Source organism: Haloplanus sp. HW8-1 (assembly GCF_023703795.1).
Lineage (GTDB): Archaea > Halobacteriota > Halobacteria > Halobacteriales > Haloferacaceae > Haloplanus > Haloplanus pelagicus.
Genome location: NZ_CP098518.1, coordinates 2,464,091 through 2,491,056 on the forward strand (window position 1 = coordinate 2,464,091; position 26,966 = coordinate 2,491,056).

Here is a 26,966-nt window from a genome sequence, read left to right on the forward strand (position 1 = left end):
TACTGCGGCGCTTATCCGCCGGCACGCATCGCTTTCTGGGCGAAGCGTTCGATAAGCGAATCGAGGGCGTTGGGGTCACCCTCGAAGATCAGGTCGACCTGCGTCAGCGAAACGGACGGGCCGATCCCGACGGTCTGTGAGGAGAGCGTCGCCGTCCAGTCGTCGGCAGCGACGCGGTCGTCGTCGACCCGTTCTGCGCCCAGGTTTTCGAGATAGGTGATCGCGAGACGTTCCGAAATACCGCGGAACGAACGCTCCCGTCGCACCCAGTTCTCGTTCGCACTCATGCGCTCTGCATCCCCCGAAGAGGAATTCGTGCTCGGAAATCCATACCGTCGATGGATGCTCCGGTATAAAAAGCCACGCGGCGGCGTGCAACGACGGTACACGACCGATCACAGGATTTCGGGGAATCCCATGTACCGGTCGGCGAGGACGTCGGTGCCCTGGTGTTCGGTGACGAAATCGATGATGGCATCGGCGCCGAGATGGGGTTGATCCACCAGCGCGAGGTGGCCCGCCTCCTGCAGCGGCTGGATGCGAACAGGGGCGTTCGTGATGTCGTATCGGAACCGGAACCGGATCGCGGAGTCCATCATGATGTCCTGCAACCCCCAGAGGAGCATCGTCGGGGCGGTGATATCCTCGTAGGGAATGTCGAGCATCCAGTCGGGATCGAGCGACGCCCCACGAAGTGCGAGGGCGCGAATGGCGTCGAGTTTCGGCGAGCCGTAGCCGGCGTCGCCGTTGAGCTGTGAGCCCCCGTCGGCGTAGTCGACTGTCTCGTACGGTTCGCGGAGTTTCCGGAGGTCGTGTGTCGTTCGCGCTGTCGAGACGCCCTCTTTGATGGCTCCACCCCGGAAGTTGCTCGGTTCGTGCACCATCGTCCGGAGGGTCTGGACGAGTTTCATCGGGAAATCCGCGACGGCCTTTCGGAACTCCTCCTCGTCGTCGATGAAGGCCAGCCGGCCGATGGATTCGATCTCCGCGACCGGCCAGTTGTCGTAGGCGACCGGGTCGACGGCGACACAGATGTCCGTCTTGTCGGGGTAGCGAGCGGCGAAGTCGAGGGCGATACCACCGCCCCAGTCGTCGCCGGCGACGATCATCGAGTCGTGGCCCCACTCGTCCATCAGCTCCGCGATGATGTGGGAGTCGTTCTCCCAGGAGTACTCCCAGTCGTCCAGTGGTTTGTCGCTCTTTCCCATACCGATGAGGTCGATGGCGTACGTCTGGAAATACGGCGAGAGGAGGTCCTGAATCGGTTCCCACTGGGAACTGTTGGTGGGCACGCCGTGGACCATCACGATCGGTGGTCCCTCGTCGCCGTCCGTTCGGTAGTGGATCTCGTGTCCGCGTACGGTTGCTGTTGGCATTGCACATACTCGGACGCAGCGTGGTATCTAATACCTGAAGCGACGTTGGGACGGCGTTGCACAGGCGACGGTGGAGGGAAAAACGACCTACGTCGACATCGCGTACGCGATGGCGAGGGGAATCGCGTAGACGATGTGGCCGATCGTCGAGACGACCGTCGCCGGGAACGCGACGTTCGGGAACGGTGGCGCAGCGGGGAAGCCGACGGCCGCGAGCCACAGCGGCATCACGAGCGCCGCGAGGACGAGCGTCGTCAAGATGCCGTAGGCGACGCCGAGACCGATCGCTCCGGTGAACTCACGGGCAGGTTCGCGTAGCGGTCCGAACTGGACGAGCGCGACGTACACGAGACCGAGGACGACACCGTGGAACTGGTGGATCGCCCAGCCTGCGAGCAACGCCGGGCCGTCGATACCGTACATGGCCGGGATTACCACCTCCAGCAGCGGGGCCGGCATGACGAACATCATCATCAGCCCGAAGAAGATGCTCCCGACGAACCCGCCGGCCGCCCCGGCGATCCATTGATCCGACGTCACGGACGATACTGACGAGGCCGTTGTGGTTTCAGTTGCCATAGTTGTCTCCGTTCCGGTCCACGCACCCCACAACAATAATCAATTCGCTAACCAATTGGTGAGTAGGTTACCACGAGGAAATGTCGGAATGCAACCGGACGTTCATACTCGAAGACGTGTGAACGGGCGTATGGAAGAGTTCGACTTTCTGGTGATCGGCTCCGGGTCGGGGCTCGACGTCGCCAACGTCGCGGCGAATCAAGGGCAGTCCGTCGCCGTGGTCGAGAAGGGGCCACTGGGCGGCACCTGTCTCAATCGCGGCTGTATCCCGTCGAAGTTACTGCTCTATCACGCGGACGTCCTCGAAACGGTCGAGCGCGCCGGAGAGTTTCACATCGACGCTCGCGTCGCCGACGTCGAGTTCGCCGACATCGTCCGGGAAGTGAACGAGGAGGTAGAGGCGGACGCGGAGTCCATCAGGCAGGGCCTCCGCTCGTCGTCCCAACACAGCCTGTTCGAGGGAGAAGGGCGGTTCGTCGACGACCACACGGTCGAAGTCGTCGACGGCGAAGACGACGGGGCCCGACTCCGGGCCGAGACGATCCTCATCGCGGCGGGATCACGGCCGGCGATTCCGTCTATCGACGGTATCGACGAGGTCGATTATGTGACGAGCACGGAGGCGCTCCAACTCGAAACGCCCCCGGACCATCTCGTGATCGTCGGGGGTGGCTACATCGCGGCCGAACTCGGCCACTTCTTCGGGACGTTCGGCAGCGACGTGACGATCATCGGCCGTCGACCGAACCTGCTTCCGGAGGCCGACGACGAAGTCGCCGAATCCTTCACCGAACGGTACGCCGACCGATTCACCGTCCACACCGGGCACACCGCGACCGCAGTCTCGGAGAGTGACGGTACCGTGTCCGTCGAGGCACGGCCGTACGAATACGGAGACGATGGGGGCATCGTCGACGACGACACAAGCGTCACCGTGACAGGCGACGAGTTGCTGATCGCCGCCGGGCGCGTGTCGAACGCCGACACGCTGAACCTCGATGCCACGGGGGTCGAAACCGACGAGCAGGGGTTCGTCGAAACCGACGAGTACCTGCGGACGGCCGCCGACGGCGTCTGGGCACTGGGCGACATCGTCGGCGAGTACCTGCTGAAACACAACGCCAACCACGAAGCACGGACCGTCGCACGAAACATCTTCGGGAGCGACCTCGAAGCGGTCGATTACAGCGCGATGCCCTTCGCCGTGTTCGCCTCGCCGGAAGTGGCTGGCGTCGGCGCCAGCGAGAGCGACCTGCGAGCCGAGGGACGGGACTACGCGACCAACACCTACCGATACGAGGAGACCGCCCGCGGCGACGCGATGAAAGCCGAAGGCTTCGTGAAGGTGCTCATCGACCTCGACGGGGAAATACTCGGTTGCCACATCGTCGGCCCCGACGCCTCCACGCTCGTGCAGGAAGTCGTCGTCGCGATGACGGCCGGCACCGGAACCGTACAGGACATCCGCGAGAGTATTCATATCCACCCGGCCCTCCCCGAAGTCGTCCAGCGGGCGTTCTCCGGGCAGTTCACCCGCGGCGGACATGATCACTGATTGCGCGGGGTGGACTGGGCTGGTCCCCTTCTCGTACCCCTACGACTCGGCGGTCGTGAGCGAGTAGACGCGCTGTCGGGCGTCGGCGAACGAGATTCGGGAGGTCACCACATCCTGGTCTTCGAGTTTCCGCAGTGCGTACCGAACTGTTCGGTCCGGAAGTCGCGTCGATTCGACGAGTTCCGCCTGTGTGAGACGGCCCTCGTACTCCAGAGTCTTGGCGACCAGTTTCGCGCTCGGTGGGAGTGCTCGTAACGACGATAGTTCCGGCGACGACGGGACGGTAGTCTGACCAACCATTAGTATCAGCGACGACGGGAACACTATTAACCCCGTATCGGCTGTGCATTGGAGCTACACGCTCGGATTTGGCCGTCTCATACGAATCTTCGTAACCGTATCACGCGCTCGATGTCGCCTCCGACGTGAACACGCGGGTATCCGGTCTGAACGCCGCCCAACTGAACCAGAAGAGGTCGTCCCAGTGGGGATGTCGGTCGAGCGTCCGCCCCGCGAGCTCCCCAGCGACGGCCTCCCCCGAGAGCGTCCAGTACGTCCCGGTTTCGTCGTCCCGAGCGACGGCCTCGCCCGGACCGTCGGGCGCGGGACGAAACGTGAGAACGTGTTCCCCAACCTGTCGGTAAAAGACGTTGCCAATTTCCCGTTCGGGATCGTACAGCACGGCGATAGCCGTCCCGCCGACCGTTTCGTTGATGACGGAGCACTCGTCGAGGACTGCCCGAGGAATCGCGACCCGCTCCCCGTCGCGTTCGATCCCGAGGACGTACGACATCGCCGGGAGTCGGTCGTCGACGGCAGTTGTGAGACCGTGGAATGGCGTTTCCCTCGCTTCGAGTTTCGGGATGGCGACCATCATATCGAGCATGACGGCGACGATTCTATCCCTGAGGGACTGCGGCGGAGCGGAAACCAGCGTCGTCTCCGGATGAAGACGTTTCCACTCTCCCCACTCGGAAATCTGGACGGGGATCGACTCCAGTGTTGTCCCCTCGTCGGGCCCCGCGACGACGCGCGCCTCGAGTTGCTGAATGTAATTTCCGGTGTTCCGGTCCAGCAATAGAATGTTGTTGTCGGGAGCCGTGATGGGCAGGATATCCATCGGCTCGCCGTCGAATTCTGCGTGAAACGCGACACCGCTGTTACAGAGCACACAGTACGTGACGACGAGCGAATCTCCCTGGACGACATCGGGAAGATAGTGGGGCCGCGCGATGTGTTTCCGCGGATACGCCCTCGCCTCGCCATCTTGGTAGAGACCGAGCACCATCTCGTCCGGACCGAGCAGTTCGTCTCCCTCCGCCGCCGAGAGCACGGTTCGTTCTTTCGGAGGCGACATGACCGAGGGGACGTAGCCGATCCAGAACGCGACGGCCGAAACGAGTGTCGTCACTCCGAGAAGCCCGATCCAGCGGAGCTGCCCGTCGACGAGCGCACGCACGAACAGGACGAGCAGAGAGAGGATGCCGACGCCTCTGAGTAGCCACCGGCGCTCGAAGAGAGCAATCTGTTTTTCGCGCGAGTACAGCACTAGGTCAACCGTCGCCGGTGAAAACGGGAGATACGTGACGGCCAACAGCGCGACACCGAAGATGTAGAGTCCGACGTTGACCAGGTCGATCATGGAGTCCCTCCGGGAGTGGACTGCGACATCTGGAAATCAAACGTGACCGACACTGACCGACAGTCGATTCGAACACCCATGACAGGGGACTGCAGGACAGGGAGGCTGTTTAATCCAGTTCGCTCGCTACAGCGACCCTCCCGTGCGCGAAAGGTATAATATCGGCGTCTACTATCCCGCCAATCGTGACTGAAGTCGTCGTGGAGACTGTCCCGAAAACGGTCGTATCAGGCCGCTTCACCTGACGTGGCAACTCATCGTGGATGTGTCCCGCCGGAGCGGCCGACAGGCTCGCTTGAACGCCTCGGAGGCTGTCAGAACCATCTGGGACGACATTCCCGGAGGGTCAAGGACACCTCGCTCTCACCACGGCCGTTTGCTAAGGAAGAGAAAACGACCGAGAAAATTCAATCGTCGCCGGGGACCGGGTCCGGAATCTCGCTGCTATTGAGTGTCGCCTCCGGCAGTAGCATGGCTTCGAAGTCGAACGCTGCCAACTCCTCGTCGGCAGCGACGCGGGCGGGCCAGTCGGGGTTGGCCAGCGCGCTCTTGGCCACGGTCACGAGGTCTGCACCGGATGCGAGAACATTCCGGGCGTCCACAGGGTCACCGAGTCCACCGTTCGCGAGTATCCGTGTGTCCGCGTGTTCGACGGCCAGTTCGGCGAGCGTCCGGTCCGTCCCCGAGAACGCCGGCGTCGTGATGTCCGGGTCGGTCACGTGGACGTAGTCGCCGGCATCGAGCGTCGACAGATAGGTCTCCGCCTCGTCGACAGTCCAGCGGTGTTCCTCGTCGTTGACCTTCGTCTGCGAGAGGCGGATACCGACGACGAAGTCGTCCGGTGTCGCCTCGATGACGGCGTCGAGAACCTCCTTCGGGAACCGGGCGCGGGCCGCAGGTGAGCCACCGTACGCATCGGTGCGGTCGTTGAGATGCTGCGAGAGGAACGTGTCGAGCAGATAGCCGTTCGCGCCGTGAATCTCGACGCCGTCGAAGCCGGCTTGGACGGCGCGTTCGGCCGCCGCGACGAAGGACGCACGGATGTCGTCGAGATCGTCGCTCGATAGCTTTCGGGGCGTTGCGAATGCACCCTCGCCGCCGTAGATCGGCAACTGCTCGCCCGTCGGGGTAACAGCCGAGGGAGCGACCGGCTCACCGTGTTCAGCCTGCGTGAGTGGCCCGGCGTGCATCAACTGGGCGACGATAGGCGATCCGGCGGCGTGAACCGCTTGGGTAACCCTCTCCCACGCGGCAGCCTGGCTGTCGGTTGCGAGGCCAGGTTGATTGTCGTACCCCTGCCCGCTCATCTCGGGATACGTCCCTTCGGTAATGAGCAGGGAGAAGCCACCCTCGGCGAACTTCGCATAGTAGCGTGCCATCTCGGCCGTCGCCGTCCCGTCGGCGTTGGCCGACGTTCTCGTCATCGGTGCCAGTCCGATACGCGAGTCGAGTTGCAGTTCGCCAAGCGACGACTCGTCGAAGAGTGGATCGGAATCAGTCATCACGAGACGTACTGTGGGACGAAAAATAAGCGGGCGGCGGACTGGCGAAGCGCGTGCACAAAATGAGTGGTGATGTCTCCCACTATTGTTCGGCAACGCGTCCATCCTATCCTTCCAGCCAGTCTAGCTCGACTGGAAGTCGCTACCGCCTCATTGCGACCATCTGTCAATCCTGCCATTGAGGGGTTACTCGACGCAGCAACTCATCGTCGACGTGTCCCTGCGGAACGCCTGGCAGGCGTGTTTGAACGCCTCGGAGAACGTCGGGAAGGGGTGGACGGTGTCGATGATGTCGTCGATGGTGAGGCCGAATTTCACCGCTAACGTCGCTTCTACGATCAGGTCGGCGGCGCGCGGGCCGACCATGTGAACGCCGACGATTTCGGCAGTCTCGTGGTGTTTGACGACCTGGACGAGGCCATCCGTGTTCTTGACGGCTTTCGCCCGCGGTACGTCCTCCATCTGGACGGTCCGGCACGAACAGGTGCCGTGCTCGGCCATGTACTCCGATTCGGTCGTCCCGACTGCGGCGACTTCGGGGCTGGTGAAGACGACTGCGGGGACCGTATCGTAGTCGATACTGACGCCTTCGCTGCCGAAGGCGTTTTTGACGGCATGGTGGCCTTCCTTGGCGGCAACAGTCTCCAGTTCTGGTTCGCCGATCACGTCGCCGGCGGCGTACACGTCAGGGTTCGTCGTCTGGAAGTGATCATCGACGTGGATCGTCCCGTCGTCGTTCGTTTCGACTCCCACTGTTTCGAGGCCGATACCCTCGCTGTTGGGCTGGACGCCGGTCGCGACGAACAGTGCGTCGCCGGTGACCGTCTGCTCGGTGCCGTGGACGATTGTGTCGACGGCGACGCCCGACTGTGTCGCTTCGACTCCGCCGTCCGTCGCCGGGGCGCGGACGCGCTGGAAGTCGTTACCGGTGATCACCTCGATGCCGTCCTCCTCGAACGCACGTTGCATCTCACGTCCGAGTTGCCCCTCCATGCCCGAAAGCACGCGCTCGGAGCGCTGCAGAAGGGTCACGTCGACGCCGACACGGTGGAGGATCTGTCCCCACTCGAGCGCGATGTAGCCACCGCCGATGACCACGATGCTCTCTGGAAGATCCCGCTCCTCGAGGATGGTCTCGCTGGTGTAGTAGTCGATCTCGTCGAGGCCCTCGATGGGCGGTGCCCAGGGTGAACTCCCGGTCGCAATCAGCGCCTTCTCCCCGGTGATGCGCGCACCCTCGTCAGGGCCGTCTACGACCTCGATGGTCGTCTCGTCACCGGAACGCGGCGCGTTCCGGTTGCCCGAGGGACTGCGTCCCTCGCTGTCGACCAACTCACCGTACCCCTCGTAGATGTCGGTCTCGAAGTGTTCGGCGACGTCGACGTAGTTTTGCTGTCGGAACCGCTCGACGATTTCGTCGGTCCTGTCGAGCGCAGCCGCCCAGTCGACGGTCGGTTTGCCGTCGCTGTACTGGACCGCATCGAACGGGTTCTCCTGTGGTGTGGCTGCCTGCTCGCTCAGCGCGAGGAGATACTTGCTGGGGACACAGCCGACGTTCACACAGGTACCCCCAATCGGCAGACCCGTGTTTACTATCGCTGTCGAGAGCCCCCGGTCGCTCGCTTCGGTGATAGCGGCGAACGCGGCTGCACCGCCGCCGAGAATCACGAGATCGTACGAGTAGTCCGCGTCCATCTTAACGAGTATTCAGAACGCGAAGTAATTATACTGTAGAGTCCAAAGCTATGGAGTAAGTTGGAGGTTCCAAAGCTATGGCAGATACCACCTCAGACGCGCCTGCCTGCGATATCGATGGAACGTGCTACTGTCCGCTCACGGGAGTTATCGACACGCTGAGCCGGAAATACGCGATGCAACTCGTCAGCATCATTGGCGCCCACGACTCGCTACGGTTTGCAGAAATCGAGGAACACCTTCCGACAGCGAGTACCTCGACCATCTCGAAACGGCTCGACGAATTCGAGGAGGCCGGACTAATCTCTCGAACCCAGTATAACGAGATTCCGCCCCGTGTCGAGTACTCGCTGACCGATGATGGGGACGAGGTGAGAACCCGTCTGGAACCACTGTTAGAGTGGGCTTCGGCGGCCGAGTGACCGCTGGACAGTGGACCGATTCACTCGAAGTGGAGACAACTAGCGTCTTGGCACCGACCTCTAGATCAGTCCCAGTCCACCGGCGACCAGACGAAACCCCACAGCCGTGAGGAGACCGAAGACGACGAGTCTGCGAGACCGCTCGCTGGCCGTGACCCGAAGGCGCTTCCCAACTGTGACTCCGATGGCGGCCGGGACGGCAGCGACGACGGACGCGAACAGGACAGTTCGGCTCGGATACAGCCCGAACAGACTCGCGACACCAACGCGAATCCCATTGATTCCCAAGAATACGAGCGCGACGACGCCGACGAATAGTCCGTGTGAGAGGTCGAAGCTCCGAAGATGCGCGATGAGTTGTACCCCGACGTTCGTCCCGCCGAACAACAGCCCCGAGATGCCGCCGACACCGACCATTCCAACTCGCGTTCGTGCGAACGTACCGATCCACCCCGACGACCACTCCGGGAGGGGGAGCCGTCGCTGAGCGGTCGCGACGAATCCGAGCGTCAATACTCCGAGACCGACACGCAGTGGGGCGGTCGGAACACTACTGAGGACGGCCATCCCGACAACCGTACCGACCAGCGCTGCACCGATGAGTGGTCCAAACCGTCGACTACAGGTTCGAAGCTCTTCACGGGAGAGATCACTGACCAGCGAGAGATTCACTGCGAGAATCGGGACGATCATGAACACGACGGCTGTCGCCGGGTCGATCACCGTTGCGAGCGCCATCGTCCCGACGAGGGCGAATCCGAAGCCAGCCAGTCCATTCGTCGTTCCGGCGATCAGAATAACGAGCGTCATCAGCACGACTGTTGGCCCCCCAATGGCTGCAATCATCCATCGACGCCCGTGAGTCGCTCGTAGAGGACCGGGAGTGTTCCGTAGCTGATGGCGTTTCGGGTCAGGGCCTCGGTCGTCGTGTACTCGTCAGTTCCGTGCGCTGTCTGGGTACCGAAGCCGAACTCGACCGTTGGAATCCCCTCATGTCGAAGCACCTTGGCGTCGCCGCCGCCGGTCGCGCTCCGTCGGTAGACCCGGTCGTCGACGACGTGCTCGGCCGCCTGCGCGCTCGCTTCGACGATGGGACTCCCCAGCGGTTCGTACGACCCACGGGTCCACGAGATGTCCGCAATCTCGATCCCATCCATCCCGGTCAAGCAGTTCCGTATCCCGCCGAGTGCCTCTCTGGTATCGACACCGGCGGTCAATCGAATATCGACTCTTGCACACGCCGAGGCCGGCACCGTGTTGATCGCCGTTCCGCCTTCGATGATGCCGAGATTGATCGTCGGGTACCGGTACAGGCTGCAGGCAGCCACGGCCCCGGCCTCCGGCTCGTAGAAGTCGACGGACTCCTCGATAATGTCGTCCATCGATGAATCGACCGACAGTTTCTGCTGTCCGAAGTCGTCTCGCAGCTGCTCGATTGCATCCGTTAGTCGGTCAACCGCGTTCTCCCCGATCATCGGCCGTGAGCCGTGGGCAGCAATGCCTGACGCTTCGAGCGTCAGCCAGATGTTCCCACGATCGGCAACCGAGACGGAATGTCGCCCGTTCCGAGCGGTGGTTTCGCCAACGACACAGGCGTCGGGATCGAATTCGGACGTCTCTAGCAGCGTCGTGAGGCCGGCGTCACCGCCGGTCTCCTCGTCGCTGACGAACGCAAACTGGAGCGTTACTGGTGGTTCGGGTTCGGTGCGAGCGTAAGCGAGAGCGACCTGCACCATCGCAGCGACGGCTCCCTTCATATCGGTCGCTCCACGTCCGTAGATGCGCTCGTCGTCTCGCTCACCCAGTGGATCGTACGCCCAACCGCTCTCGTCGAACGGGACGGTGTCGAGATGGCCGTTGAAACACAGCGTGCGGTCGCCCCGGCCGGGAAGTGTGGCGACGAGATTCGGCTTTTCCGGGTCGACTTCGAAGCGCTCGACCGACAACGCCGGTTCGTCGAGCGTGTCTTCGAGCCACTCGACGACGTCGACGGTTCGCCCGGGTGGATTCTGTGTCTCGTAGCCGACGAGCGTCTCCGTGAACTCGAACAGCTCTGAACGATTGGCGGAGAGGTACTCGGCGACAGGTGCGGGCAGATCAGACGTATCCATAGTTGGTCAGAGACACTAGTTAGCTCGATTCTCTCACCCACTCTTCGAGGGTGAAGTCGTCGTAGGGGGTGCGATCGACGACGGTCCACTCATTCGCATCCCATTCCGGGAAGTAGGTGTCACCGTCGTATTCACCCGGTATCCGGCTGAGCACCATCCGGTCGACGACGGACTGGAACAGGTCGTAGATGCCTGCCCCACCGATGACGTAGGCACGGTCGGCTCCGAACGATTCGACGACTTCGACCGCGTCGTCAAGTCCCCCTGCGTGGTGTGCTGATTCGACATCGTATTCGGACACTGACCGGCTCAGCACGACCTGTGCTGTTCCGGGAAGGTCCTCCCGCATCGAGTCGAACGTTCGACGACCGAGGATTACGGGCCAGGCTGCGATCCGGTTTCGGTACTGTCGTTTGTCGGCCGGGATGCTCGGCCACGGTAGCTCACCGTTTCGACCGATCACGCCGTTCTCTGCCACCGCAGCGACGCTGATTAGCTCCGTCATGTCAGTCCCTCACTCACAGTCCAATTTACAGTCGTATGACCTGCTGTATATCCAGTATCCGCCTTCGGACGGAGTGGCGAGGGTCGCGTGTTCGAGCGTCAGTTTCGGATCCTCGCCGTGGTCGAACGTCTCCACGAAACGCCATTCGCCGTCCGGGGCAGAGATATCGACACAATACTGCCACACGCTGATTCCCCTTTTATTCGAGTGGATGGCGTATGACCCCTCGATGACGTCGGTTTGTTCTGGATTCGGACCCCGGCGAGTCGTACTGTCGCTCATGGTTGAAACATAGTAGGCAAAAAATAATGATTATCGGGGGTCGCACAAGAGCTGGCACGGCTGCGGTAGTTTTATATATTACCTCCTGGGCTGGCGCACGCCCGCATATTCGACGCCGGTCAGGTCGGCGACATCTTTCTTCCACGTCGTCAGATCACGACGCTCGAACCCGGACAGTCTCTCGTGCCCGCAGGCACGGGCCATCACCTTCATCAGTTCGACCGTCGCCTCGAAGAAGTTCTGCAGGCCGTCGGCGGCCGAATCGATCACGAGCCGGTTTCTGAGATCCTCTCGTTGGGTGGCGATCCCGACCGGACAGTTGTTCGAGTCACAGGCCCGCATCCCGAGACAGCCGATTGCTTGCATCGCGGAGTTCGCGACTGCGACCCCGTCGGCACCGAGCGCCATCGCCTTGATGAAATCCGACCCCGTCCGAAGGCCGCCCGTCGCGATGAGCGTCACATCCGACCGGTCACGCGAATCCAGGTGCCTGCGGGCCCGAGCGAGTGCCGCCATCGTCGGAACGGAAATGTTGTTCTTGAACACGTCCGGTGCCGCACCGGTGCCACCGCCCCGGCCGTCGAGGATGAGATAGTCCGCGCCGGCCTCCAGCGCGAAGTCGATATCCTCCTGGACGTGCTGAGCGGAGAGTTTGAACCCGATCGGGATGCCGCCGCCGACGTCGCGTACCCGGTCGGCCATCTCGGCGAAGTCCTCGGGCGTCCGCAACTCCTCGAAGTGCGCGGGACTCACAGCGTCCGTTCCCGGTTCGAGATCACGAACCTCGGCGATCCGGCCCTTTACCTTTTCGCCCGGGAGGTGGCCACCGGTTCCGGTCTTCGCGCCCTGGCCGGCTTTGAAATGGAACGCCTGGACCCGTTCGACAAGGTCGATGTCCCAGCCGAACTTCCCCGTCGCGTACTCGTAAAAGTACCTAGAGTTGACCTCTTGTTCTTCGGGGAGCATCCCACCTTCACCGGAACAGATGCCCGTGCCGGCCTGGTCTGCCCCTTTCGATATCGCGATCTTCGCCTCCTCGCTGAGTGCACCGAAACTCATGTCGCTCACGAATATCGGGATGTCCAGCTGGAGCGGGTTCTCCGCCTTCGGTCCGATCACGAGCTCCGTGTCGACTGGGGCCTCGTCGTCGAGCGGGGTCCGTGCGAGCTGGGCAGTCAGGATCTGCAGGTCGTCCCAGGACGGGAGCTCCGAGCGCGGAACACCCATCGCCGAGACGTCACCGTGTTCACCGATTCCCTCGAGTCCCTTCTGGGCGAGGCTCTGGATGTAGTGTGTGTGGGGCTCTTTCTCGTCGTCGGGCTCGCCGTAGAATTCGGGGTCGACCGAACCACCCTCGATGTCGTCGGTGGCTCCCTGCATTGCCCCGTCATCGCTGTCTTCAGTCTCAGGAGGGTCGTACGGCTGCGGGTTGTCCTCCGCCCAGGCCGCCACCTCTGCCGCGTCGACGAAGACGGCGTCGTCGTCCTCGTCGACCCACGCGGTGAACGTCTCGAGGACCTCCGAGTTGTCGTACTCGCTGATCCCTGTGTCGTACCGATAATCCCAGCCATGTACGCCGCAGATGAGATTGTGCCCCTCGACGTGCCCGTCGCCGAGGAGCACCCCGCGATGCAGGCAGCGACCGTACAGGACCGACACCTCGTCGTCGTACCGGACGACCACGAGATCGACGTCCTCGACGCGAGCGTGTGTGGGTTCACGATCGGGGAGGTCGCTCCAGACGGCGACCTGTTCGGCCACCTGTTCGTCGGAGCGACTCACGTCGCGCACCCCCACGTCCGGTTAGTTCGACGCTCGATACGACTCGATGACTGCTGACCGGAAATCGATGTAGTGGGTGTCGTGCGTGTCATAACTGGAGTATCGTGTCGGAGGTGTTCACACCGGGTCCGAGTCGGTGAGGACTTCGACGAGGGCGGGGCCGTCGTACGCGATTGCGTTTTCGAGAGCGTCATCAAGTACATCGGGATCGTCGACAAAGACACCGTGACCGCCACAGTTCTCGGCGAACTCAGCGAAGTTCGGGTTCACGAGGTCGGTCTGCCAGACGTCCCAGCCGCCGGTCCGTTGCTCCTTGCTAATCTTCCCAAGTTCGTCGTCGTTCAACAGGACGTGCGTGATGTCCATGTCGTACTTGACGGCGGTGGTGAACTCGCTCATGTACTGGCCGAAGCCGCCGTCGCTGGAGACCGAGACCACCTTGCGACCGGCGAACGGGGACTCGGGTTCCTGTGTGGCCGCCCACGCGCCCAGCGCAGCCGGGAACGCAAAGCCGATCGAGCCGAGATAGCCGGACATGAGTACCGACTGGTGTTCCGGTTCGAAGTACCGTCCGAACGCGTAGGTGTTGTTCCCGACGTCGACGGGGATGATCGCGTCGTCGGGGACGAGTCGCGTCATCGCGTCGAAGGCGGTCGCGTAGTTGACGCCACGCTCGGGCGTCTGAGCGCATCGCGTCGCCTTCTCCTCTCGCCAGATCTCCCACCGGTCTGCGAGTTCTTCACGCTGACTCTCCGCCTCGACGTCACCGATGCGATCATGCAGTTCGTTGACGGTGACGCCGATCTCGCCCCAGACGGGTACGTCGATACTGTGGAACTTCCCGAGGGTCATCGCGTCGTAGTCGACGTGAATCGTCGGCTTGTACTCGGCAATCCCCGTGTGATTCGAGAAGCTCGCACCGAAGACGGCCAGTAAGTCCGCCTCGTTCATGAAGTGGCTCGCGATCGGCGTCCCACTCCGACCGAGGACGCCTCCAGCAAGCGGATGCGAGTCGGGGATCTGCCCTTTGCCCTTGAACGTCGTGAGGACCGGACAGTCGAATCGTTCGGCGAGGTCGACGATCCCCTCCATCTCGAAGCGAGCCCCGTGGCCGGCGATGATGACAGGCCGTTCGGCGGATTCGAGCAGGTCTACAGCATCCCTGATCGCGTCCTCTGGCGGGCTGATGTCGCGCTCGGTGATACGCCCCTCGGGATCACCGGGCTCAACTCCCTCCGCAGACTGGGTCTGTATCTCGTCCGGGAAGATCAGGTGTGAGACCCCTCGTTCAAGGATCGCGGTCTTGGCGGCGCGGGTCGCGAGTTCAGCGTGCTGGCTGTCCGGCAGGACAGTCGCCTCGAATTCGGCGACATCGCCGTAGGCGGCTTCGAGGTCGACCTCCTGAAAGTTGCCCGTCCCGAGGACCTGCGACTCGACCTGACCCGTGAGTGCGATGGTCGGCGCACCGTCGACGTTGGCATCCCACAGCCCTGTGAGCATGTTCGTCGCGCCAGGGCCGGCGATGGAGAAACAGGCTGCCGGCCGACCGGTGAGTTTTCCGTAGGCCGACGCGGCGAATGCGCCAGCGCCCTCGTGACGGACACCGTAGTACGCAAGGTTCCCCTGGTTGGCCTCACGGCGGAGCGCGTCGGCGAGGCCGAGATTCGAGTGGCCGACGATGCCCCAGACGTGCCGGACGCCCCAGTTTACCAGCGTCTCGGCAATCACGTCGGAGGCCGTCCGCTCGTGGGGTTCTTCCTCGGGAAAACCGACGTAGATGCCGTCGTCCCGTTCTTCGACGGGAAACGTCTGGACGCAGTCGTCGTGTGGCCCGGGCGTCTCGCCGGTCAGCGGGTCGAAGTCCCACCCGTGCCACGGACACCGGAGCCATCCGGTTTCGATAGAGCCCTCGCCGAGCGGGCCGCCCTGATGCGGGCAGTTGTTGTCGAGAGCAGCGTATTCGCCGTCGTAATGCGAGACAGCGACGGTCGTGTCGCCACAGCTGACAGCCTTGACTCGGCCCTCCGGGAGTTCATCCGGAGACAGTGCCTTGTACCACGTCAGGTCCCTATGTGGCGTGTTCGGGGATGAGCCATCAGCCATACTTTTGCCAGCCGTAGAGAATAGGGTTAATAACGCTGGGGGCGTTCAGCCACGTTCCATCTCACCATAGCATTTATATATCGATTACTATCCTACGTTTTCATCCACAGAGCTAATCATAAGCCGGTGAGCCGGCCCAAGTCATGCTCCGAGAAATTGGCCTGTGTGTCCGTGGAACTGGTATAATCACTGTCCATTTGGTTTTAGTAATCAGGACGCTATCTGATCGAATATAGGTATCAATGGAGCCTGAGATCGACAGTAATCGACGGGACCCCATCCTCGAACTCGAAGCAAACATTCGGGTACTCTATATCAAAAACGATGGGTGCAATACTCTAGAATGGTCAGAGCGCCTGGAGCGGGTAAACGACTCGTTCGACGTAACGATTAAATTCGATTTTGAGGTGGCGCTCAAAAATATTCACGACACACCCGTGGATTGTGTCCTCTGCGACTACGATCTGGAGGAATCGAACGGGTTGAGAGTATTAGAACGAGTCAGAGAGTTCGATTCAGAGTTGCCGTTCATACTGCTCACAGACGATGGGGACGAGGACATCGCTAGCGACGCGATCTCGGCCGGCGTCACAGACTATTTCCAAAAAAATCGGGAGGAGAATCAATTGGAAGTGCTGGCAAACTGCATTGAGAGGGTCGTTGAGCGATATCACTCTCAAAGAGCCGTCAAACGAGAGCGCGTACATCGCGATGCTCTGTTTGAGAACACGCCTGATCCAATCGTCAGGGTGACGTTCGACGCCCAAACACCCGAAATTGTCGACGTCAACGCCGCCTTCGAGGCGGTATTCGGGTTTGAAGAGGAGGCGGTTATCGGCTCCAGCATTCGAGACGTCATCGTTCCTGATTCGGAGCAAGTAGAGCATCGCTCGATCCGCGATGACGTAGTCGAAGGGGCACCGGTCGAGACAGAGGTTCGTCGGCAGACGAACGCTGGCATTCGACAATTCAAGCTCCGAGTCATCCCGATAGACGGGGCCAACGGGGTTCGTGGTGCGTACGCGTGGTACACAGATATCACCGAACAGAAGCAGTACGAGGAACGTCTCGAGAGCTTGAATGAGGCGGGCCAGAATCTGATGACCGCCACTACCGAGACAGAGGTCGCGAATATCACAGTCAAAATCGCTCAAGAGGTTCTCGAACAGCCACTGACGGCGATGTGGTCGTTCGACGCAGATGCGGAGGTCCTCCGCCCGCTAGCTGCTACTGACGCCGCGACCGAACTGAATGGTTCCCGCGACGTTGGCAACGCGATCGGGAAGATTCCGGCTGGCACCACTGAGATCAACATATTCCACGAAGGCAAGCTGACAGAGATCGAGGATTACAGTTCGGTCGAGAACCCGGCCCACCCCGATACACCACTTGGAACGATCCTGATCGCGCCACTCGGTCGTCACGGGCAACTCCACATCGGATCCCGGACTGTCCAGCCGTTCGACGACACAACGCGCGACCTCGTGGAGATCCTGTGTCAGAATGCGGAAGCAGCACTTGAGCGTGTGCATCGTGAACAGACGCTGAGTAATCTCAGCGAATTGACCAGCGAACTAGTACAAGCGTCGTCGACCGAGGATGTCGTAACGGTCGCAGCCGAGGCCGGAAGTGAGATTCTGGAGTTGCCGTACACGCACGTCTACCTGACTAACGACGACGGCGAGGTGCTGGAACCCGTAGCGGTAACAGACGCGACGCGCAATCGGTTTGGCGAGCTACCACGATTCCAACGGGGAGAGGGGCTGTTCTGGGAGACAATTTCGGCCGGGGAGGTTCGTCTCTACGACGACGTCCAGACCAAGCCCGGATTGGCGAGCGACGTTCCGTTCCGTGGGGCGGTCATCGCACCCCTCGATAAGAGGGGCGTGTTCGCGAGCGGGTCTCTGCAGCCCGCGGAGTTCAATGCGTTCGACAAAAAACTCGTCTCGATACTGGCAGCGACTACCGTAGAGGCTCTCAATCGGGCCGAACGCGAACAGCGGTTACGCGATCGTGAGCAGGAACTGAAGCGTGCCAGAGATCAATTCCAATCGGTGTTCGAACATAGCAACGACGCCATCATGATTTTCGACCCAGATGCCGACGAAGTACTTGAGGCGAACCCGCAAGCGAGCGAGTTGCTGGGCCACTCCTATGAGGAACTCCTCTCGATGGGACCGTCTGATATCCATCCCGAGGAGATGGACCAGTTTCGGGCGTTCCTCGATACAATCCGCACGGAGGGTAGTGGTCGGACGGACAAAATCTCTTGTCTCACGGAGTCTGGTGAGTACGTCTCGGCGGAGATCTCCGCCTCAACGCTGGAATTCGGTGGTCGTGATAGTGTTCTAGCCCTCATCCGTGATGTCAGTGAACTCCGAAAGTACGAGCGCGAACTCGAGCGAAAAAACGATCGACTCGAAGATTTCGCAAACATCATCTCTCACGACCTCAGGAACCCGTTGAACGTGGCAATGGGCCGAGTCGAAATCGCTCACAGGGAGCGTGAGATCGAATGTCTGGAAACTGCCAAATCGTCTTTAGAACGAATGGAAGAGATGATTGGCGACCTTCTGGCGTTGACCCGTGCAGGGGAATCCGTCGAAGAGACTAACCGCGTGTCACTCGATTCTATCGTCGAAGGATGTTGGCGAAACGTCGATACCCGGGAAGCGACTCTTGAGGCGTCTGTCGAGATGACGATCTATGCGGACAAGAGCCGTCTACGTCACGTACTCGAGAATCTCTTTCGAAACGCTATCGAACACGGCGGGTCCGACGTGACGATACGCGTTGGACTGCTCTCTAATGACACGGGATTCTACGTCGAGGACAACGGGCCGGGAATTTCTCCCGAAGACCGCGACAACGTGTTCGAACAGGGCTACTCAACCACCGAGGATGGGACGGGGTTCGGTCTGAGTATTGTCAAGGAAATCGTCGAGGCACATGGATGGGACATCACCGTTACCGACGGCACAAATGGTGGTGCCCGCTTCGGGATCAGCGGTGTCGATGTCGAGTGAGATCCGATCCTCTATCATAGTGGACTCGGTCGCGTTAACTTTGGCATCGATTCCACCAGACAGCGAGGGCTTGGAGCCACGATTCTGCTGTCGTCGGCTCCACGTGGCTGAACGTATTTGAAAACGAAGAGGTTCGTCGTTTTATCTCACGAAAGAGACGTTCGACGGCATTCCGATTGCCATGGCGTTCGTATCTGCAATCGAGGCCGTGTCGATCGAGGGCAGTTTGGAGCCATTGAGCATCGTCGACGAGAAACACGGCGGTTTCGACATCGTGTTTCTCGCGTAACTCGCTCAGGAAGATTTCTGTAAGGCCGGTCGTATACGTGCTAAAGAGCCGAATATGAAGGAATGTGTTTGTTTCAGGATCGATGGCGGCGTACAGCCAGTATTGCTGATCGTTGATTCGAATCACGGTTTCGTCAAGCGCAACGTGATTCGGGCTCGCACCGCCTTCGGGCTGTAGATTGGCCTTCTGCACCCAGTTGTGGACGGCCGTTCGAGAGCGTTCGACACCCAACCTTTCAAGAATCGAGATAGTATTCGAAAGTGATAGTCCAGCCACGTGCATCTGAATACCGAGCCGCATCGCGAACTCGGGTGTCCGCTGACGCTCCACAAAATCTAATTCGATCCAGTCGCTACCGTCGCTGAGGCGTGTGATTTCGGGCATAGAGCACTACGAAATCACCACGCCTCACTCTTCACGCTTAACTTGACACGACTGTGGACTCGATAAGAAAACTCACGTATGTACAAATAATTGAGGCAGTCGAAACTCACTGCTCTGCTTCGGCGAGATTCCAAGACGTAAATCTCGGTAGCTATTGCGGCTTCAGTTATGATCTGATAGATTCCCGCTACAGCCCGTATACCGGTCGCATCTAGCAGTTCAGCGCTGCAAGCGCACTATAAGAAATTCAGAAGGTGATGATTTCGTAATCGTCGTCGACCAGCGAACGGATACTCGGGTGTCCGTCGTGATCGTCGAAGGTGACTAACCCGGCCTCGGCGACGGCGTCCTCAACACCGAATGCGCCGGAACAGTAGTCACAGACCGACGTGTCGTCACGGACTGCTTGGGAGAGTTCGTGGTAGTCGCTGTCCTCGTCTTCGAGTTCGGGAATCCACTGCGTCCCGGCGCCGTCGAAGATGAGTTCGACCTCGTCGCCGTCTGTCTCGGCAAATTCCTTGGCCGCTTCGAGCCCGTTGGCGAGCCGACCGACGTTTTCGTGTCCCTCGGTTCCTGCGAGGATGATGACTGCTGCTTTTGTCATTGCATGGTAATCGACACCCCCGATGCCGTCGATGTCCGGAATCGCGGGGCGGGTTCCGGCTGCGATGAGGACCGTCTCGGCCCGAATCTGCGCCCCTTCGTCGTCGCCGCTCGCGATCTCGACCGTCCGTTCGTCGACGAACCGCCCTTCCCCCTCGTAGAGATCGTGTCGGGGGGAGGAACGGAGCCCTTTCCGGATAGAGGCGGCGTCGCCACTCACGTCCTCGTTGACCTCGCGAACCATCTCCGCGAAGTCCACATCAGTTATTTCTGCGTCAATGTGGAACGCGTCGGCACTCTCGATCGTCTCGAATACGTCAGCGTGGTAGAGCAGCATCTTGGACGGGATACACCCGCGGTTGAGACACGTCCCGCCGAGCGGTCCTTTCTCTACGACTGCGACTGACTGACCTCGGTTGGCTGCTGCGTTCGCAACGTCCAGTCCAGAGCCCGAACCGATGACCAGAAAATCGACTTCGTTAATGAGGTCCACTTTATCCCAGACGATATAATAATCGGTCGCGGGCGTGTCTTGTCGTTCCCCACCCGTACCTGACCTCGCTGATTGTGTTTTTCCGTCACACCACTATCGGTAGTTCCCAGTTCGTTCTCTGGGTACTGGGATACAGCGATTCTTCGATCGTGCAAGCAGATTACAACAGCTCAGAATGGTCATATTCGTCTCCCTCATCGATACAATTGCGCGACAATCGTACCATCTGTCGCGCCGTAGGCTTCCGGTCTCCTTCCAGACACCTGCGACCCCCCTCTCCCCCTCTCGGTCAACGATTCATAGAGTGGTTACACAGAGAAAATATCTCGAGGACTAACGGAGGGCATCGTGATACGACTCCCACTGGTTGGTTTTGTTAAGTGTGTTCTCGTTGCATCAGCCACGAGCATTAATATATGAATCATACCGAGCATCTACCGCCAGTGAACGTTTTAGAACCCCTCAATCTGACGGTCAACGCGGATCCCGATTCGACGACTCGAATCTTGGCGTACCTCGGAGCGCTTCTGACCAGCATCGTAGCCGGGATCCATCTCATCCATCCCAGTCACGCTGTTCCTAGACTGTTGATTATTGTTAGTGCGGATCCGACTCTGCTCGTGTTCGATCCGCGTCCACTCGCGTTCGTCGTTTCTGGGTTCGGACTTCTCGTTGGTCTAGCAGCGAGTAGGTCGGCACAGAACAGCGATCCGTACTACGTGGCAGGCATCCTACTAGCTATCGTCTACGTCGTTGGGTACTTTGCGTGGCACTTCACCGGCCACGGCGGCTTTTTACCCGGTCGTGAACCGCTTTTACACGGGCTGTCCCCGCTTGAGAACGTCATCGCTCATCTCACAGGGGAGCCGTGGGCGGCAATTGCGAAAGGGACGGAGTTAGCGATGATCGCTGTTCTCGGTGTACTGTACTTCAGGGACTGAACGAGAATCCGATCCATGTCGAGAGCTAGGTTTGTGAGGATTCGTCGATCTCGTCGAGAATCTCGTCAATTTCGGGTCTATCGAACGTCGAGGACCCCCGGTGGACGTACACGACTTTCGGCTCCGTACCACGTCTATCGATGATGACCACTTCGGGCATCCGGCCGAAGAAATCGGAAAACCGACCGAGGAGGCCGAACCGGACCGGCTGATCGTACGCATCTCCTGCTTCCGTGTTGGGGTCCGCCAACAACGGGTAGGGTAGATCGTACGACTCCTGCCACTGTTCGACGCGTTCGACCGGTTCCGGAACGATGGAGACAACCTCGGCATCGCGCTCTCGGAACTCGTCGATACGATCTGCGAGTTGCTGAACTTGCTTCCGGCAGTTCGTACAGTAATAATCGCGCTGAAAAAAGAGGACGACGAACGAGACGTCTTCCGAAAGCGCAGAGAGGGAGAACGGATTCGGTCCGACAGCGACGTTCGGGAGCGAGAACTCCTGGACTCGTTCGGTCATGTGGTACGATGTATGTCCGTCGTCAAAACGGTGGGGATGGCTACTCCGCGAACTTGCCAGCCGCTTTCGTCCAATCCCACGAGTCGTATCGGATCTTCGGCGTCGCGTCGTCGGGAATCGCGTCGTACGCACGCAACAGTTCACGGATCCCCGACCCCCCACCGAAGTCCCCACGGAACCACAGGAACACGCGTGGCACGAGAACGGTATTGGCACCCGAATCGTACGCCACCGTCGCGTCGAGGTAGCTACGGGTCGCCAGATCCAATTGCTCGTCGACGCGGTCCGGTTCGTACGCGCGGATCGCTGGACAGCTCTCGGCTCCGCAGTTCAGCGCGAAGTGGATTCGCGGATCACAGTCGTCGAGCCGGTAGCGTCGCTCGAAGTTCGTGACGTTGATTTTCGGGAGATAACCCAGTCCATACTTCGAGCGACCACCGCGCAAGAGCCCGTTCTCGATGCGGTCTAACGGCAGCGAGGTGCCGGCGACCGTGACTGCCGATGCGTGAAAGAACCGAACGAATCGAAGCGGGCTCTCGTAGAGATCGGAGCGCTCCTCGAGGAGGAGTTGGGTCCCCGCGTTGTAGCAGTTGAGCCAGAACGCCAGCCCCGTTCGTCGGTCCTCACGGACCCGGTGGAGGTCGGCGTCCGTGGCTTCGGCGAGCGCGGTCCGGTACCGTTCGGTCGGATCGCCACGCCGGCACGCGACGAGCAGGTCCTGTGCGAGTGCCGTCGGTGTGCTGTCGACCCCCGGCGTTGACGACCTGACCGCCGGGCTCGAACCGGTCATACGACTCCTCCGGTGCGACGGCGAAAAAGGGTTGCGCGCCATGGCAACGGCCGTGTCCAACGGCGACGGCGCTTTCGCTGCATCGCCGCACACCCCCGGCAGGCTTATTTCAGCCCATTCCTGCCTTCGACCGTGAACGGAAGCGACACGCTCGCGACGACGACCAGTCTCTGTCCGGACTGCCTCGAAACGGTTCCCGGCCGCTACGAGGAACGGGAGGGGGGCGTCTTCCTCACGCGGGAGTGTCCGGATCACGGCTCGGCCAGTCGGCAGGTCTGGGGATCGCTGGACCACTGGGAGTGGGCCGCCGACTTCGGTCCGACCCCGGAGTACGACGGCGGCGATCTGACCGTCGACCCCGACCACGCCTGTCTGGCGATCGTCGAGGTCACGGAGGGCTGTAACCTCTCGTGTTCCTACTGTTTCGCCAGTTCCGGTCCCGGCGGTGCACACCGATCGCCAGAAGAAATCGACGCGTTGCTGGACACCGTGGCCGACGCGGGCGGTCGCCCGATACAGTTCTCCGGCGGCGAACCCACGATCAGGGACGACCTGCCGGACCTCGTCGAGCGTGCTCGGAGCAAGGGAATCGACCACGTCGAGGTGAACACGAACGGAATCCGCCTGGCGACAGAAGACGGCTACGCAGGGTCGCTCGCCGACGCCGGCGTCACCGCAGTGTACCTGCAGTTCGACGGCCTGACGAGCGAGACCTACGAGCGGATCCGCGAGGTCGACCTCGTCGAGGAAAAACACGCGGCGATCGAGGCTTGCCGGAGCGCCGATCTACCGATCGTCCTCGTTCCGACAGTCGTACCCGGTGTCAACGATCACGAGATGGGTGACATCGTTCGATTCGCCCTGGAGAACAGGGACGTCGTCCGCTCGGTCAACTTCCAGCCGGTGGCACACTTCGGTCGCTACGAAAGGAACGATGGTCGGTTCGCTCTAGACGACGCCACGCGACTGCTGGCCGAGCAGATCGAGACGCTCGATCCCCGAGATATGCTGCCCGCACCGTGCTGTTCGGCGTACTGTCAGATCGGGACCGCCTTCGTTCCCAGAGACACGGACCCGAGCGACGTGGGCAACTCGGACATCGATCGATCGGATGACCGTGGCTGTGGCGACGAGTGCGCGGACGTTGACTCGTTCGTTCCACTGACGCAGTACGTCGACGACCGACTCTGGGACACGCTCTCCGGACTGGTCGACGAGGGCGACTACATGGAACTGCTGGCTGGCACCGCCGCCGGGGAGGAGTGGGCCTGCAAGACTGCCGGCTGCTGTGGAATCGACGTTCCTGGCGGTGTCGAGGGACTGTTCGACGAGGTCGTCCCGGTGTCGTTCACGGGGTTCATGGACGCCGACGCGGCCGACGTGAACCGGTTGAACAACTGTTGTCTCTCGGTGCCGACGACAGAGGGCGAGTTGGTCCCGTTCTGTGGCTACAACATGACGACCGAGGACGGCGACTACGCACTCCGGAACCGCAACGACTGGGGCGGTCGGACCACAGTCGAGGACCCTCAACCCCCAAGTGAGACCACTGTCGGCTATCGGGGCGACGGGACGACCACCGATGGGGGATGTACTCCGGACGAGAGCGGAGACGGATGCGACCGATGAACGGACTCCTCGACGCTGCCCTCGCGAACCCGTGGGGAACGCTCGACACGGTACTCGACGGGCCGCTCCATCCGGGCGGAACCGAGGCGACGGTGCGGTTGCTCGACCGAGCCGACGTCGGGGCCGGAACACGGATACTGGACGTCGGCTGTGGGGCCGGCGACGCGCTGACCGTGGCCCGGGAACGCGGTGCCGACGCCGTTGGTGTCGACCCCGACCCGGCATCGGACGCTACTCGGGTGGTCCGGGGGGATGCGACGACGCTGCCCGTCCGGGACGGGACGATAGACGTCCTGCTCGCGGAGTGTGTGCTCTGTCTCACGGACCTCCCCGTCGCCCTCGGTGAAGCCCACCGCGTCCTCGAGGGCGGCGGTCGGCTGGCCCTCTCGGACGTCGTCGTCGACGGCGACGGGCCCGCGGTTCCCGATCGGGTGGCTGAGGCGCTCTGTCTCGACGGGGCGGGGGGTCGTGACCGCCTCCTGAGGCAGGTGAGTGACGCCGGATTCGACGTGGAGACGGTGTCCGATCACCGCGACGAACTCCTCGTGATGCGTGACCGAGTGGTCGACCGCGTCGACTACGAGGGGATACTCGGTCTGCTGGGTGAACGCGGTCAGCGTGCCTTGGAGGCCATCGAAGAACTCGAAACGGCGGTCGACGCCGGAGACGTGAGCTACGTCTCGCTCGTCGCGAGGGCGTAACACGGCCGACGCCGATTGCAGGATCTATAGTAGTCTTTGTAAATCATCGCCCACCTGATCGCACGCAGTCCTGCGTCAGGTGTGAAACAGTTCCAAACGCGACTATAGTTCGCGTGGTCGGCTCGCAGTCCTGACGAACGGACCACCCTCGACGCGTTGCTGACGGCGACGAACTGCCGGGACGAGGAGTGTACTATCGACGAGTCCGAAGAGTCGGTCTGACGTGGCAAGACAGCTAATATCGTTCGTCTCGTCTATTATCATCGCGAGCGTCAGGACGGGAGGGTTGACTGCTGACGTACCATCCTCCTGAACTGCGACCGATCTGTTCAGAGCCTCGCTGGGTCGATCCGCCGACCGACTAGAACGAGACTTACGAGCAACAGTATGACTGCGATCGGCAACAGGAACTGGAACGCCGTCACGACGATGCCCGACGCTTGGATCCCGAGGACGATGAGGACGACGGGTCCACAGCAGGCGGTCCCCGACAGAATCGCCGGAATGCTCGCGAGGACTCCGGACGACGAGGATCCGATTCCACAGGCCGCGGGCCGACGCCACGCGAGATACGTGAGACCGAGATTGAGACCGACCAGGCCGGCGAGACCCAGGCCTACGACCGTGTTGAGCGAGAACAAGTAAGTCACCGGGCCGACCGACACGCGAGCGACGGGGGTGAACGAAAACGGACCGAGTTCCGGCTGGAAGAATTTACCGAGAGCCCCGGAGACGACGGTAACGTCGAACCCGCCGATACCCGGTGCGAGATGCCCGAGTGCGTACAGGTAGATCAGGAGATATCCGGCTGCCGTCCCGGCGGCGACGAGCGTCGCATCGGGGCGGTGGAATACCTCCGTCGCGGCCGCAATCGTTCGAGAGACTGCGACTCCGACACGCCCGAGAGGGTGGTCGTTACGCGTAGACATGGGTGTCTGGATAGTATCCGTGCCAGGCGAACCACATCGCATCGAACGTGTGGATCTCAGCGAGCGGCAGGGCGTCCGGTTCGTACGAGGACTCTCCAACCAACACGGTCCTGCCGTCGATCATGACCGTCCGTTCGTCGGGGTTCAGGTAGACGTACCCGGTATCTAGGCGCGTGTCGGCGACTGCGACTATCGGCGTCTCGCTCAGTTCGCCCGTCATGACCCCTTCGTCGAGGAGCGTAGATTTGTCGAACGCGACGGCCCCGTCCGCAGTCCGGGCACCCATGAACACGCGTTTCCGGCTGAATCGGTCGCCGTCTTCGAGCGTTTCGAAGAGCGTGTGCTCGTTGGCATAGTACCCCCTGGGCGGATTGTAGGAGCCGTACGGATCTCTACCGTAGTTTTTTGCGAACCCTGTCTCCGTCGAGAGGACCTGCGTATCGGGAGAGCGGTCGCGCCACTGCTCCCAGGTCGTCCACACGAGTCTGAACTCCCGTAACGATCTAGTTCCGGGGGCCGAATTCCACGGCCCGGGTATCGACGTGGCGAGAATCTGGGGCCACCAGGCCTCAGTAGCCCGATCGTACATGATCAGATTGTTGTTGAGCAGACGGCCGGAGACGCCGAAGGTCGTCCCCCCACGCTCGAACCCCTGGACGGTCCCGGTGAGTGGACAGTACGTCACTGCGACGGGGAGGTCACCGAGGCGGTCGTTGACGATCTCGTGTTGAACGAGAATCTTCTGTGGGTATGCTTTGACGTCACCGTTCAGTGCGACGCCGAACACGGGATCACCGGGGTCGAGGAAATCGACATCGTCCGGTCCGACGAACGAAGGATCGTCGATGGATGGAATCCCGTCTTTAGGTGGACCACCCGAGACCGCGAGTGATTCGAGTTCGCTGGGATCCATCGGCAGTGTTAGCGTCTCCTTTGCAGTCGGGACGGCTCCGTCGGTGACCGACGTCGATCCGGCGGCACTCGACGCTGCTGTCGTGGCCGACACTCCGGACGATCCAGGGTCTGCACCGCCGGTACACCCCGCGAGCGCACTGAGGCCGACTGTCAGCAGGAGGCGTCGTCGAGTGAATCCCATTAGGTAACAGA

At 61.3% G+C, this 26,966-nt stretch carries 25 protein-coding genes; 6 read left to right on the top strand and 19 right to left on the bottom strand.

The window, feature by feature from the left end; genetic code table 11:
• Positions 1–11: 11 nt before the first annotated feature.
• The 3 genes from NBT82_RS13040 to NBT82_RS13050 all read right to left on the bottom strand — a co-directional run bounded on the left by NBT82_RS13040 (position 12) and on the right by NBT82_RS13050 (position 1,916).
• Entirely contained in the window at positions 12–287 is a 276-nt protein-coding gene (locus NBT82_RS13040) for a MoaD-like domain-containing protein (protein ID WP_157688164.1), read from the bottom strand.
• A gap of 108 nt (positions 288–395) precedes the next feature.
• Positions 396–1,376: an alpha/beta fold hydrolase gene (locus NBT82_RS13045; protein ID WP_251328548.1), complete on the bottom strand. Its 981-nt coding sequence runs from the start codon at positions 1,374–1,376 to the stop codon at positions 396–398.
• Between the two features lie 87 nt (positions 1,377–1,463).
• A complete protein-coding gene (locus tag NBT82_RS13050; protein WP_251328549.1) occupies positions 1,464–1,916 on the bottom strand; it encodes a hypothetical protein in 453 nt (150 codons plus the stop codon).
• A 169-nt stretch (positions 1,917–2,085) separates the two neighbouring features.
• Here NBT82_RS13050 and NBT82_RS13055 point away from each other — a divergent pair, with 169 nt between their 5' ends.
• Positions 2,086–3,510 (top strand): dihydrolipoyl dehydrogenase, encoded by a 1,425-nt coding sequence (locus NBT82_RS13055; protein WP_251328550.1) that lies wholly within the window; start codon positions 2,086–2,088, stop codon positions 3,508–3,510.
• A gap of 39 nt (positions 3,511–3,549) precedes the next feature.
• On the opposite strand, the gene NBT82_RS13060 is transcribed toward NBT82_RS13055, so the two are convergent.
• The 4 genes from NBT82_RS13060 to merA form a co-directional block, all read right to left on the bottom strand.
• Complete coding sequence (locus tag NBT82_RS13060) at positions 3,550–3,810, bottom strand: winged helix-turn-helix domain-containing protein (RefSeq protein WP_251328551.1); 261 nt, start codon at positions 3,808–3,810, stop codon at positions 3,550–3,552.
• A gap of 100 nt (positions 3,811–3,910) precedes the next feature.
• Entirely contained in the window at positions 3,911–5,152 is a 1,242-nt protein-coding gene (locus NBT82_RS13065) for a DUF3179 domain-containing (seleno)protein (RefSeq protein WP_251328552.1), read from the bottom strand.
• Positions 5,153–5,559: 407 nt separating this feature from the next.
• A complete protein-coding gene (locus NBT82_RS13070; protein ID WP_251328553.1) occupies positions 5,560–6,654 on the bottom strand; it encodes an oxidoreductase in 1,095 nt (364 codons plus the stop codon).
• Between the two features lie 186 nt (positions 6,655–6,840).
• On the bottom strand, positions 6,841–8,349 hold the full coding sequence (gene merA, locus NBT82_RS13075; RefSeq protein ID WP_251328554.1) for a mercury(II) reductase: 1,509 nt from the start codon (positions 8,347–8,349) through the stop codon (positions 6,841–6,843).
• Between the two features lie 77 nt (positions 8,350–8,426).
• Between merA and NBT82_RS13080 the strand changes: the two genes are divergently transcribed.
• Complete coding sequence (locus tag NBT82_RS13080; RefSeq protein WP_251328555.1) at positions 8,427–8,771, top strand: winged helix-turn-helix transcriptional regulator; 345 nt, start codon at positions 8,427–8,429, stop codon at positions 8,769–8,771.
• A gap of 60 nt (positions 8,772–8,831) precedes the next feature.
• On the opposite strand, the gene NBT82_RS13085 is transcribed toward NBT82_RS13080, so the two are convergent.
• From NBT82_RS13085 to NBT82_RS13110, 6 genes are all read right to left on the bottom strand, one after another.
• Positions 8,832–9,617, bottom strand: a complete 786-nt coding sequence (locus NBT82_RS13085) for a TSUP family transporter (RefSeq protein ID WP_425601753.1) — start codon at positions 9,615–9,617, stop codon at positions 8,832–8,834.
• A complete protein-coding gene (locus NBT82_RS13090) occupies positions 9,614–10,882 on the bottom strand; it encodes a M20 family metallopeptidase (RefSeq protein WP_251328557.1) in 1,269 nt (422 codons plus the stop codon). Before NBT82_RS13090 ends, NBT82_RS13085 begins: the two co-directional genes overlap by 4 nt.
• Before the next feature lie 19 nt (positions 10,883–10,901).
• Positions 10,902–11,387 carry a dihydrofolate reductase gene (locus NBT82_RS13095; RefSeq protein ID WP_251328558.1) on the bottom strand — a complete coding sequence of 162 codons (486 nt, stop codon included), beginning with the start codon at positions 11,385–11,387 and terminating at the stop codon, positions 10,902–10,904.
• 9 nt (positions 11,388–11,396) lie between these two features.
• A complete protein-coding gene (locus NBT82_RS13100; RefSeq protein WP_251328559.1) occupies positions 11,397–11,669 on the bottom strand; it encodes a hypothetical protein in 273 nt (90 codons plus the stop codon).
• A gap of 78 nt (positions 11,670–11,747) precedes the next feature.
• Entirely contained in the window at positions 11,748–13,451 is a 1,704-nt protein-coding gene (locus tag NBT82_RS13105) for a glutamate synthase-related protein (RefSeq protein WP_251328560.1), read from the bottom strand.
• A gap of 117 nt (positions 13,452–13,568) precedes the next feature.
• Positions 13,569–15,554 (bottom strand): thiamine pyrophosphate-binding protein, encoded by a 1,986-nt coding sequence (locus tag NBT82_RS13110; protein WP_251328561.1) that lies wholly within the window; start codon positions 15,552–15,554, stop codon positions 13,569–13,571.
• A gap of 242 nt (positions 15,555–15,796) precedes the next feature.
• Here NBT82_RS13110 and NBT82_RS13115 point away from each other — a divergent pair, with 242 nt between their 5' ends.
• Positions 15,797–18,580: a PAS domain S-box protein gene (locus NBT82_RS13115; protein WP_251328562.1), complete on the top strand. Its 2,784-nt coding sequence runs from the start codon at positions 15,797–15,799 to the stop codon at positions 18,578–18,580.
• A gap of 34 nt (positions 18,581–18,614) precedes the next feature.
• On the opposite strand, the gene NBT82_RS13120 is transcribed toward NBT82_RS13115, so the two are convergent.
• Together NBT82_RS13120 and NBT82_RS13125 are read right to left on the bottom strand one after the other, a co-directional pair.
• Positions 18,615–19,253: an IS6 family transposase gene (locus NBT82_RS13120; protein ID WP_251328563.1), complete on the bottom strand. Its 639-nt coding sequence runs from the start codon at positions 19,251–19,253 to the stop codon at positions 18,615–18,617.
• Between the two features lie 247 nt (positions 19,254–19,500).
• Positions 19,501–20,349: an FAD-dependent oxidoreductase gene (locus NBT82_RS13125; RefSeq protein WP_251328564.1), complete on the bottom strand. Its 849-nt coding sequence runs from the start codon at positions 20,347–20,349 to the stop codon at positions 19,501–19,503.
• 416 nt (positions 20,350–20,765) lie between these two features.
• On the opposite strand from NBT82_RS13125, the gene NBT82_RS13130 reads away from it, so the two are divergent.
• On the top strand, positions 20,766–21,290 hold the full coding sequence (locus NBT82_RS13130) for a hypothetical protein (RefSeq protein WP_251328565.1): 525 nt from the start codon (positions 20,766–20,768) through the stop codon (positions 21,288–21,290).
• Positions 21,291–21,315: 25 nt separating this feature from the next.
• Here the strand turns inward: NBT82_RS13130 and NBT82_RS13135 are convergent, their stop codons facing one another.
• Positions 21,316–21,810 carry a peroxiredoxin family protein gene (locus tag NBT82_RS13135; RefSeq protein WP_251328566.1) on the bottom strand — a complete coding sequence of 165 codons (495 nt, stop codon included), beginning with the start codon at positions 21,808–21,810 and terminating at the stop codon, positions 21,316–21,318.
• Between the two features lie 40 nt (positions 21,811–21,850).
• Positions 21,851–22,600, bottom strand: a complete 750-nt coding sequence (locus NBT82_RS13140; RefSeq protein WP_251328567.1) for a DUF547 domain-containing protein — start codon at positions 22,598–22,600, stop codon at positions 21,851–21,853.
• Positions 22,601–22,732: 132 nt separating this feature from the next.
• On the opposite strand from NBT82_RS13140, the gene NBT82_RS13145 reads away from it, so the two are divergent.
• On the top strand, positions 22,733–24,229 hold the full coding sequence (locus NBT82_RS13145; protein WP_251328568.1) for a radical SAM protein: 1,497 nt from the start codon (positions 22,733–22,735) through the stop codon (positions 24,227–24,229).
• On the top strand, positions 24,226–24,930 hold the full coding sequence (locus NBT82_RS13150) for a methyltransferase domain-containing protein (RefSeq protein ID WP_251328569.1): 705 nt from the start codon (positions 24,226–24,228) through the stop codon (positions 24,928–24,930). Before NBT82_RS13145 ends, NBT82_RS13150 begins: the two co-directional genes overlap by 4 nt.
• 329 nt (positions 24,931–25,259) lie before the next feature.
• On the opposite strand, the gene NBT82_RS13155 is transcribed toward NBT82_RS13150, so the two are convergent.
• Both NBT82_RS13155 and NBT82_RS13160 read right to left on the bottom strand, forming a co-directional pair.
• Positions 25,260–25,859, bottom strand: coding sequence for a hypothetical protein (locus NBT82_RS13155; protein WP_251328570.1), 600 nt, complete (start codon positions 25,857–25,859; stop codon positions 25,260–25,262).
• Positions 25,846–26,955, bottom strand: coding sequence for a DUF3179 domain-containing protein (locus NBT82_RS13160; RefSeq protein WP_251328571.1), 1,110 nt, complete (start codon positions 26,953–26,955; stop codon positions 25,846–25,848). Before NBT82_RS13160 ends, NBT82_RS13155 begins: the two co-directional genes overlap by 14 nt.
• Positions 26,956–26,966 lie beyond the last annotated feature (11 nt).

What these genes read in the sequence shown, in the direction of transcription:
- NBT82_RS13045 (WP_251328548.1), bottom strand. Translation starts at nt 1,376, where the DNA reads ATGCCAACAGCAACCGTACGCGGACACGAGATCCACTACCGAACGGAC.
- NBT82_RS13060 (WP_251328551.1), bottom strand. Translation starts at nt 3,810, where the DNA reads ATGGTTGGTCAGACTACCGTCCCGTCGTCGCCGGAACTATCGTCGTTA.
- NBT82_RS13130 (WP_251328565.1), top strand. Translation starts at nt 20,766, where the DNA reads ATGAATCATACCGAGCATCTACCGCCAGTGAACGTTTTAGAACCCCTC.
- NBT82_RS13085 (WP_425601753.1), bottom strand. Translation starts at nt 9,617, where the DNA reads ATGATTGCAGCCATTGGGGGGCCAACAGTCGTGCTGATGACGCTCGTT.
- merA (WP_251328554.1), bottom strand. Translation starts at nt 8,349, where the DNA reads ATGGACGCGGACTACTCGTACGATCTCGTGATTCTCGGCGGCGGTGCA.
- NBT82_RS13065 (WP_251328552.1), bottom strand. Translation starts at nt 5,152, where the DNA reads ATGATCGACCTGGTCAACGTCGGACTCTACATCTTCGGTGTCGCGCTG.
- NBT82_RS13160 (WP_251328571.1), bottom strand. Translation starts at nt 26,955, where the DNA reads ATGGGATTCACTCGACGACGCCTCCTGCTGACAGTCGGCCTCAGTGCG.
- NBT82_RS13080 (WP_251328555.1), top strand. Translation starts at nt 8,427, where the DNA reads ATGGCAGATACCACCTCAGACGCGCCTGCCTGCGATATCGATGGAACG.
- NBT82_RS13095 (WP_251328558.1), bottom strand. Translation starts at nt 11,387, where the DNA reads ATGACGGAGCTAATCAGCGTCGCTGCGGTGGCAGAGAACGGCGTGATC.
- NBT82_RS13115 (WP_251328562.1), top strand. Translation starts at nt 15,797, where the DNA reads ATGGAGCCTGAGATCGACAGTAATCGACGGGACCCCATCCTCGAACTC.
- NBT82_RS13135 (WP_251328566.1), bottom strand. Translation starts at nt 21,810, where the DNA reads ATGACCGAACGAGTCCAGGAGTTCTCGCTCCCGAACGTCGCTGTCGGA.
- NBT82_RS13110 (WP_251328561.1), bottom strand. Translation starts at nt 15,554, where the DNA reads ATGGCTGATGGCTCATCCCCGAACACGCCACATAGGGACCTGACGTGG.
- NBT82_RS13090 (WP_251328557.1), bottom strand. Translation starts at nt 10,882, where the DNA reads ATGGATACGTCTGATCTGCCCGCACCTGTCGCCGAGTACCTCTCCGCC.
- NBT82_RS13100 (WP_251328559.1), bottom strand. Translation starts at nt 11,669, where the DNA reads ATGAGCGACAGTACGACTCGCCGGGGTCCGAATCCAGAACAAACCGAC.
- NBT82_RS13055 (WP_251328550.1), top strand. Translation starts at nt 2,086, where the DNA reads ATGGAAGAGTTCGACTTTCTGGTGATCGGCTCCGGGTCGGGGCTCGAC.
- NBT82_RS13140 (WP_251328567.1), bottom strand. Translation starts at nt 22,600, where the DNA reads ATGACCGGTTCGAGCCCGGCGGTCAGGTCGTCAACGCCGGGGGTCGAC.
- NBT82_RS13150 (WP_251328569.1), top strand. Translation starts at nt 24,226, where the DNA reads ATGAACGGACTCCTCGACGCTGCCCTCGCGAACCCGTGGGGAACGCTC.
- NBT82_RS13155 (WP_251328570.1), bottom strand. Translation starts at nt 25,859, where the DNA reads ATGTCTACGCGTAACGACCACCCTCTCGGGCGTGTCGGAGTCGCAGTC.
- NBT82_RS13070 (WP_251328553.1), bottom strand. Translation starts at nt 6,654, where the DNA reads ATGACTGATTCCGATCCACTCTTCGACGAGTCGTCGCTTGGCGAACTG.
- NBT82_RS13120 (WP_251328563.1), bottom strand. Translation starts at nt 19,253, where the DNA reads ATGCCCGAAATCACACGCCTCAGCGACGGTAGCGACTGGATCGAATTA.
- NBT82_RS13040 (WP_157688164.1), bottom strand. Translation starts at nt 287, where the DNA reads ATGAGTGCGAACGAGAACTGGGTGCGACGGGAGCGTTCGTTCCGCGGT.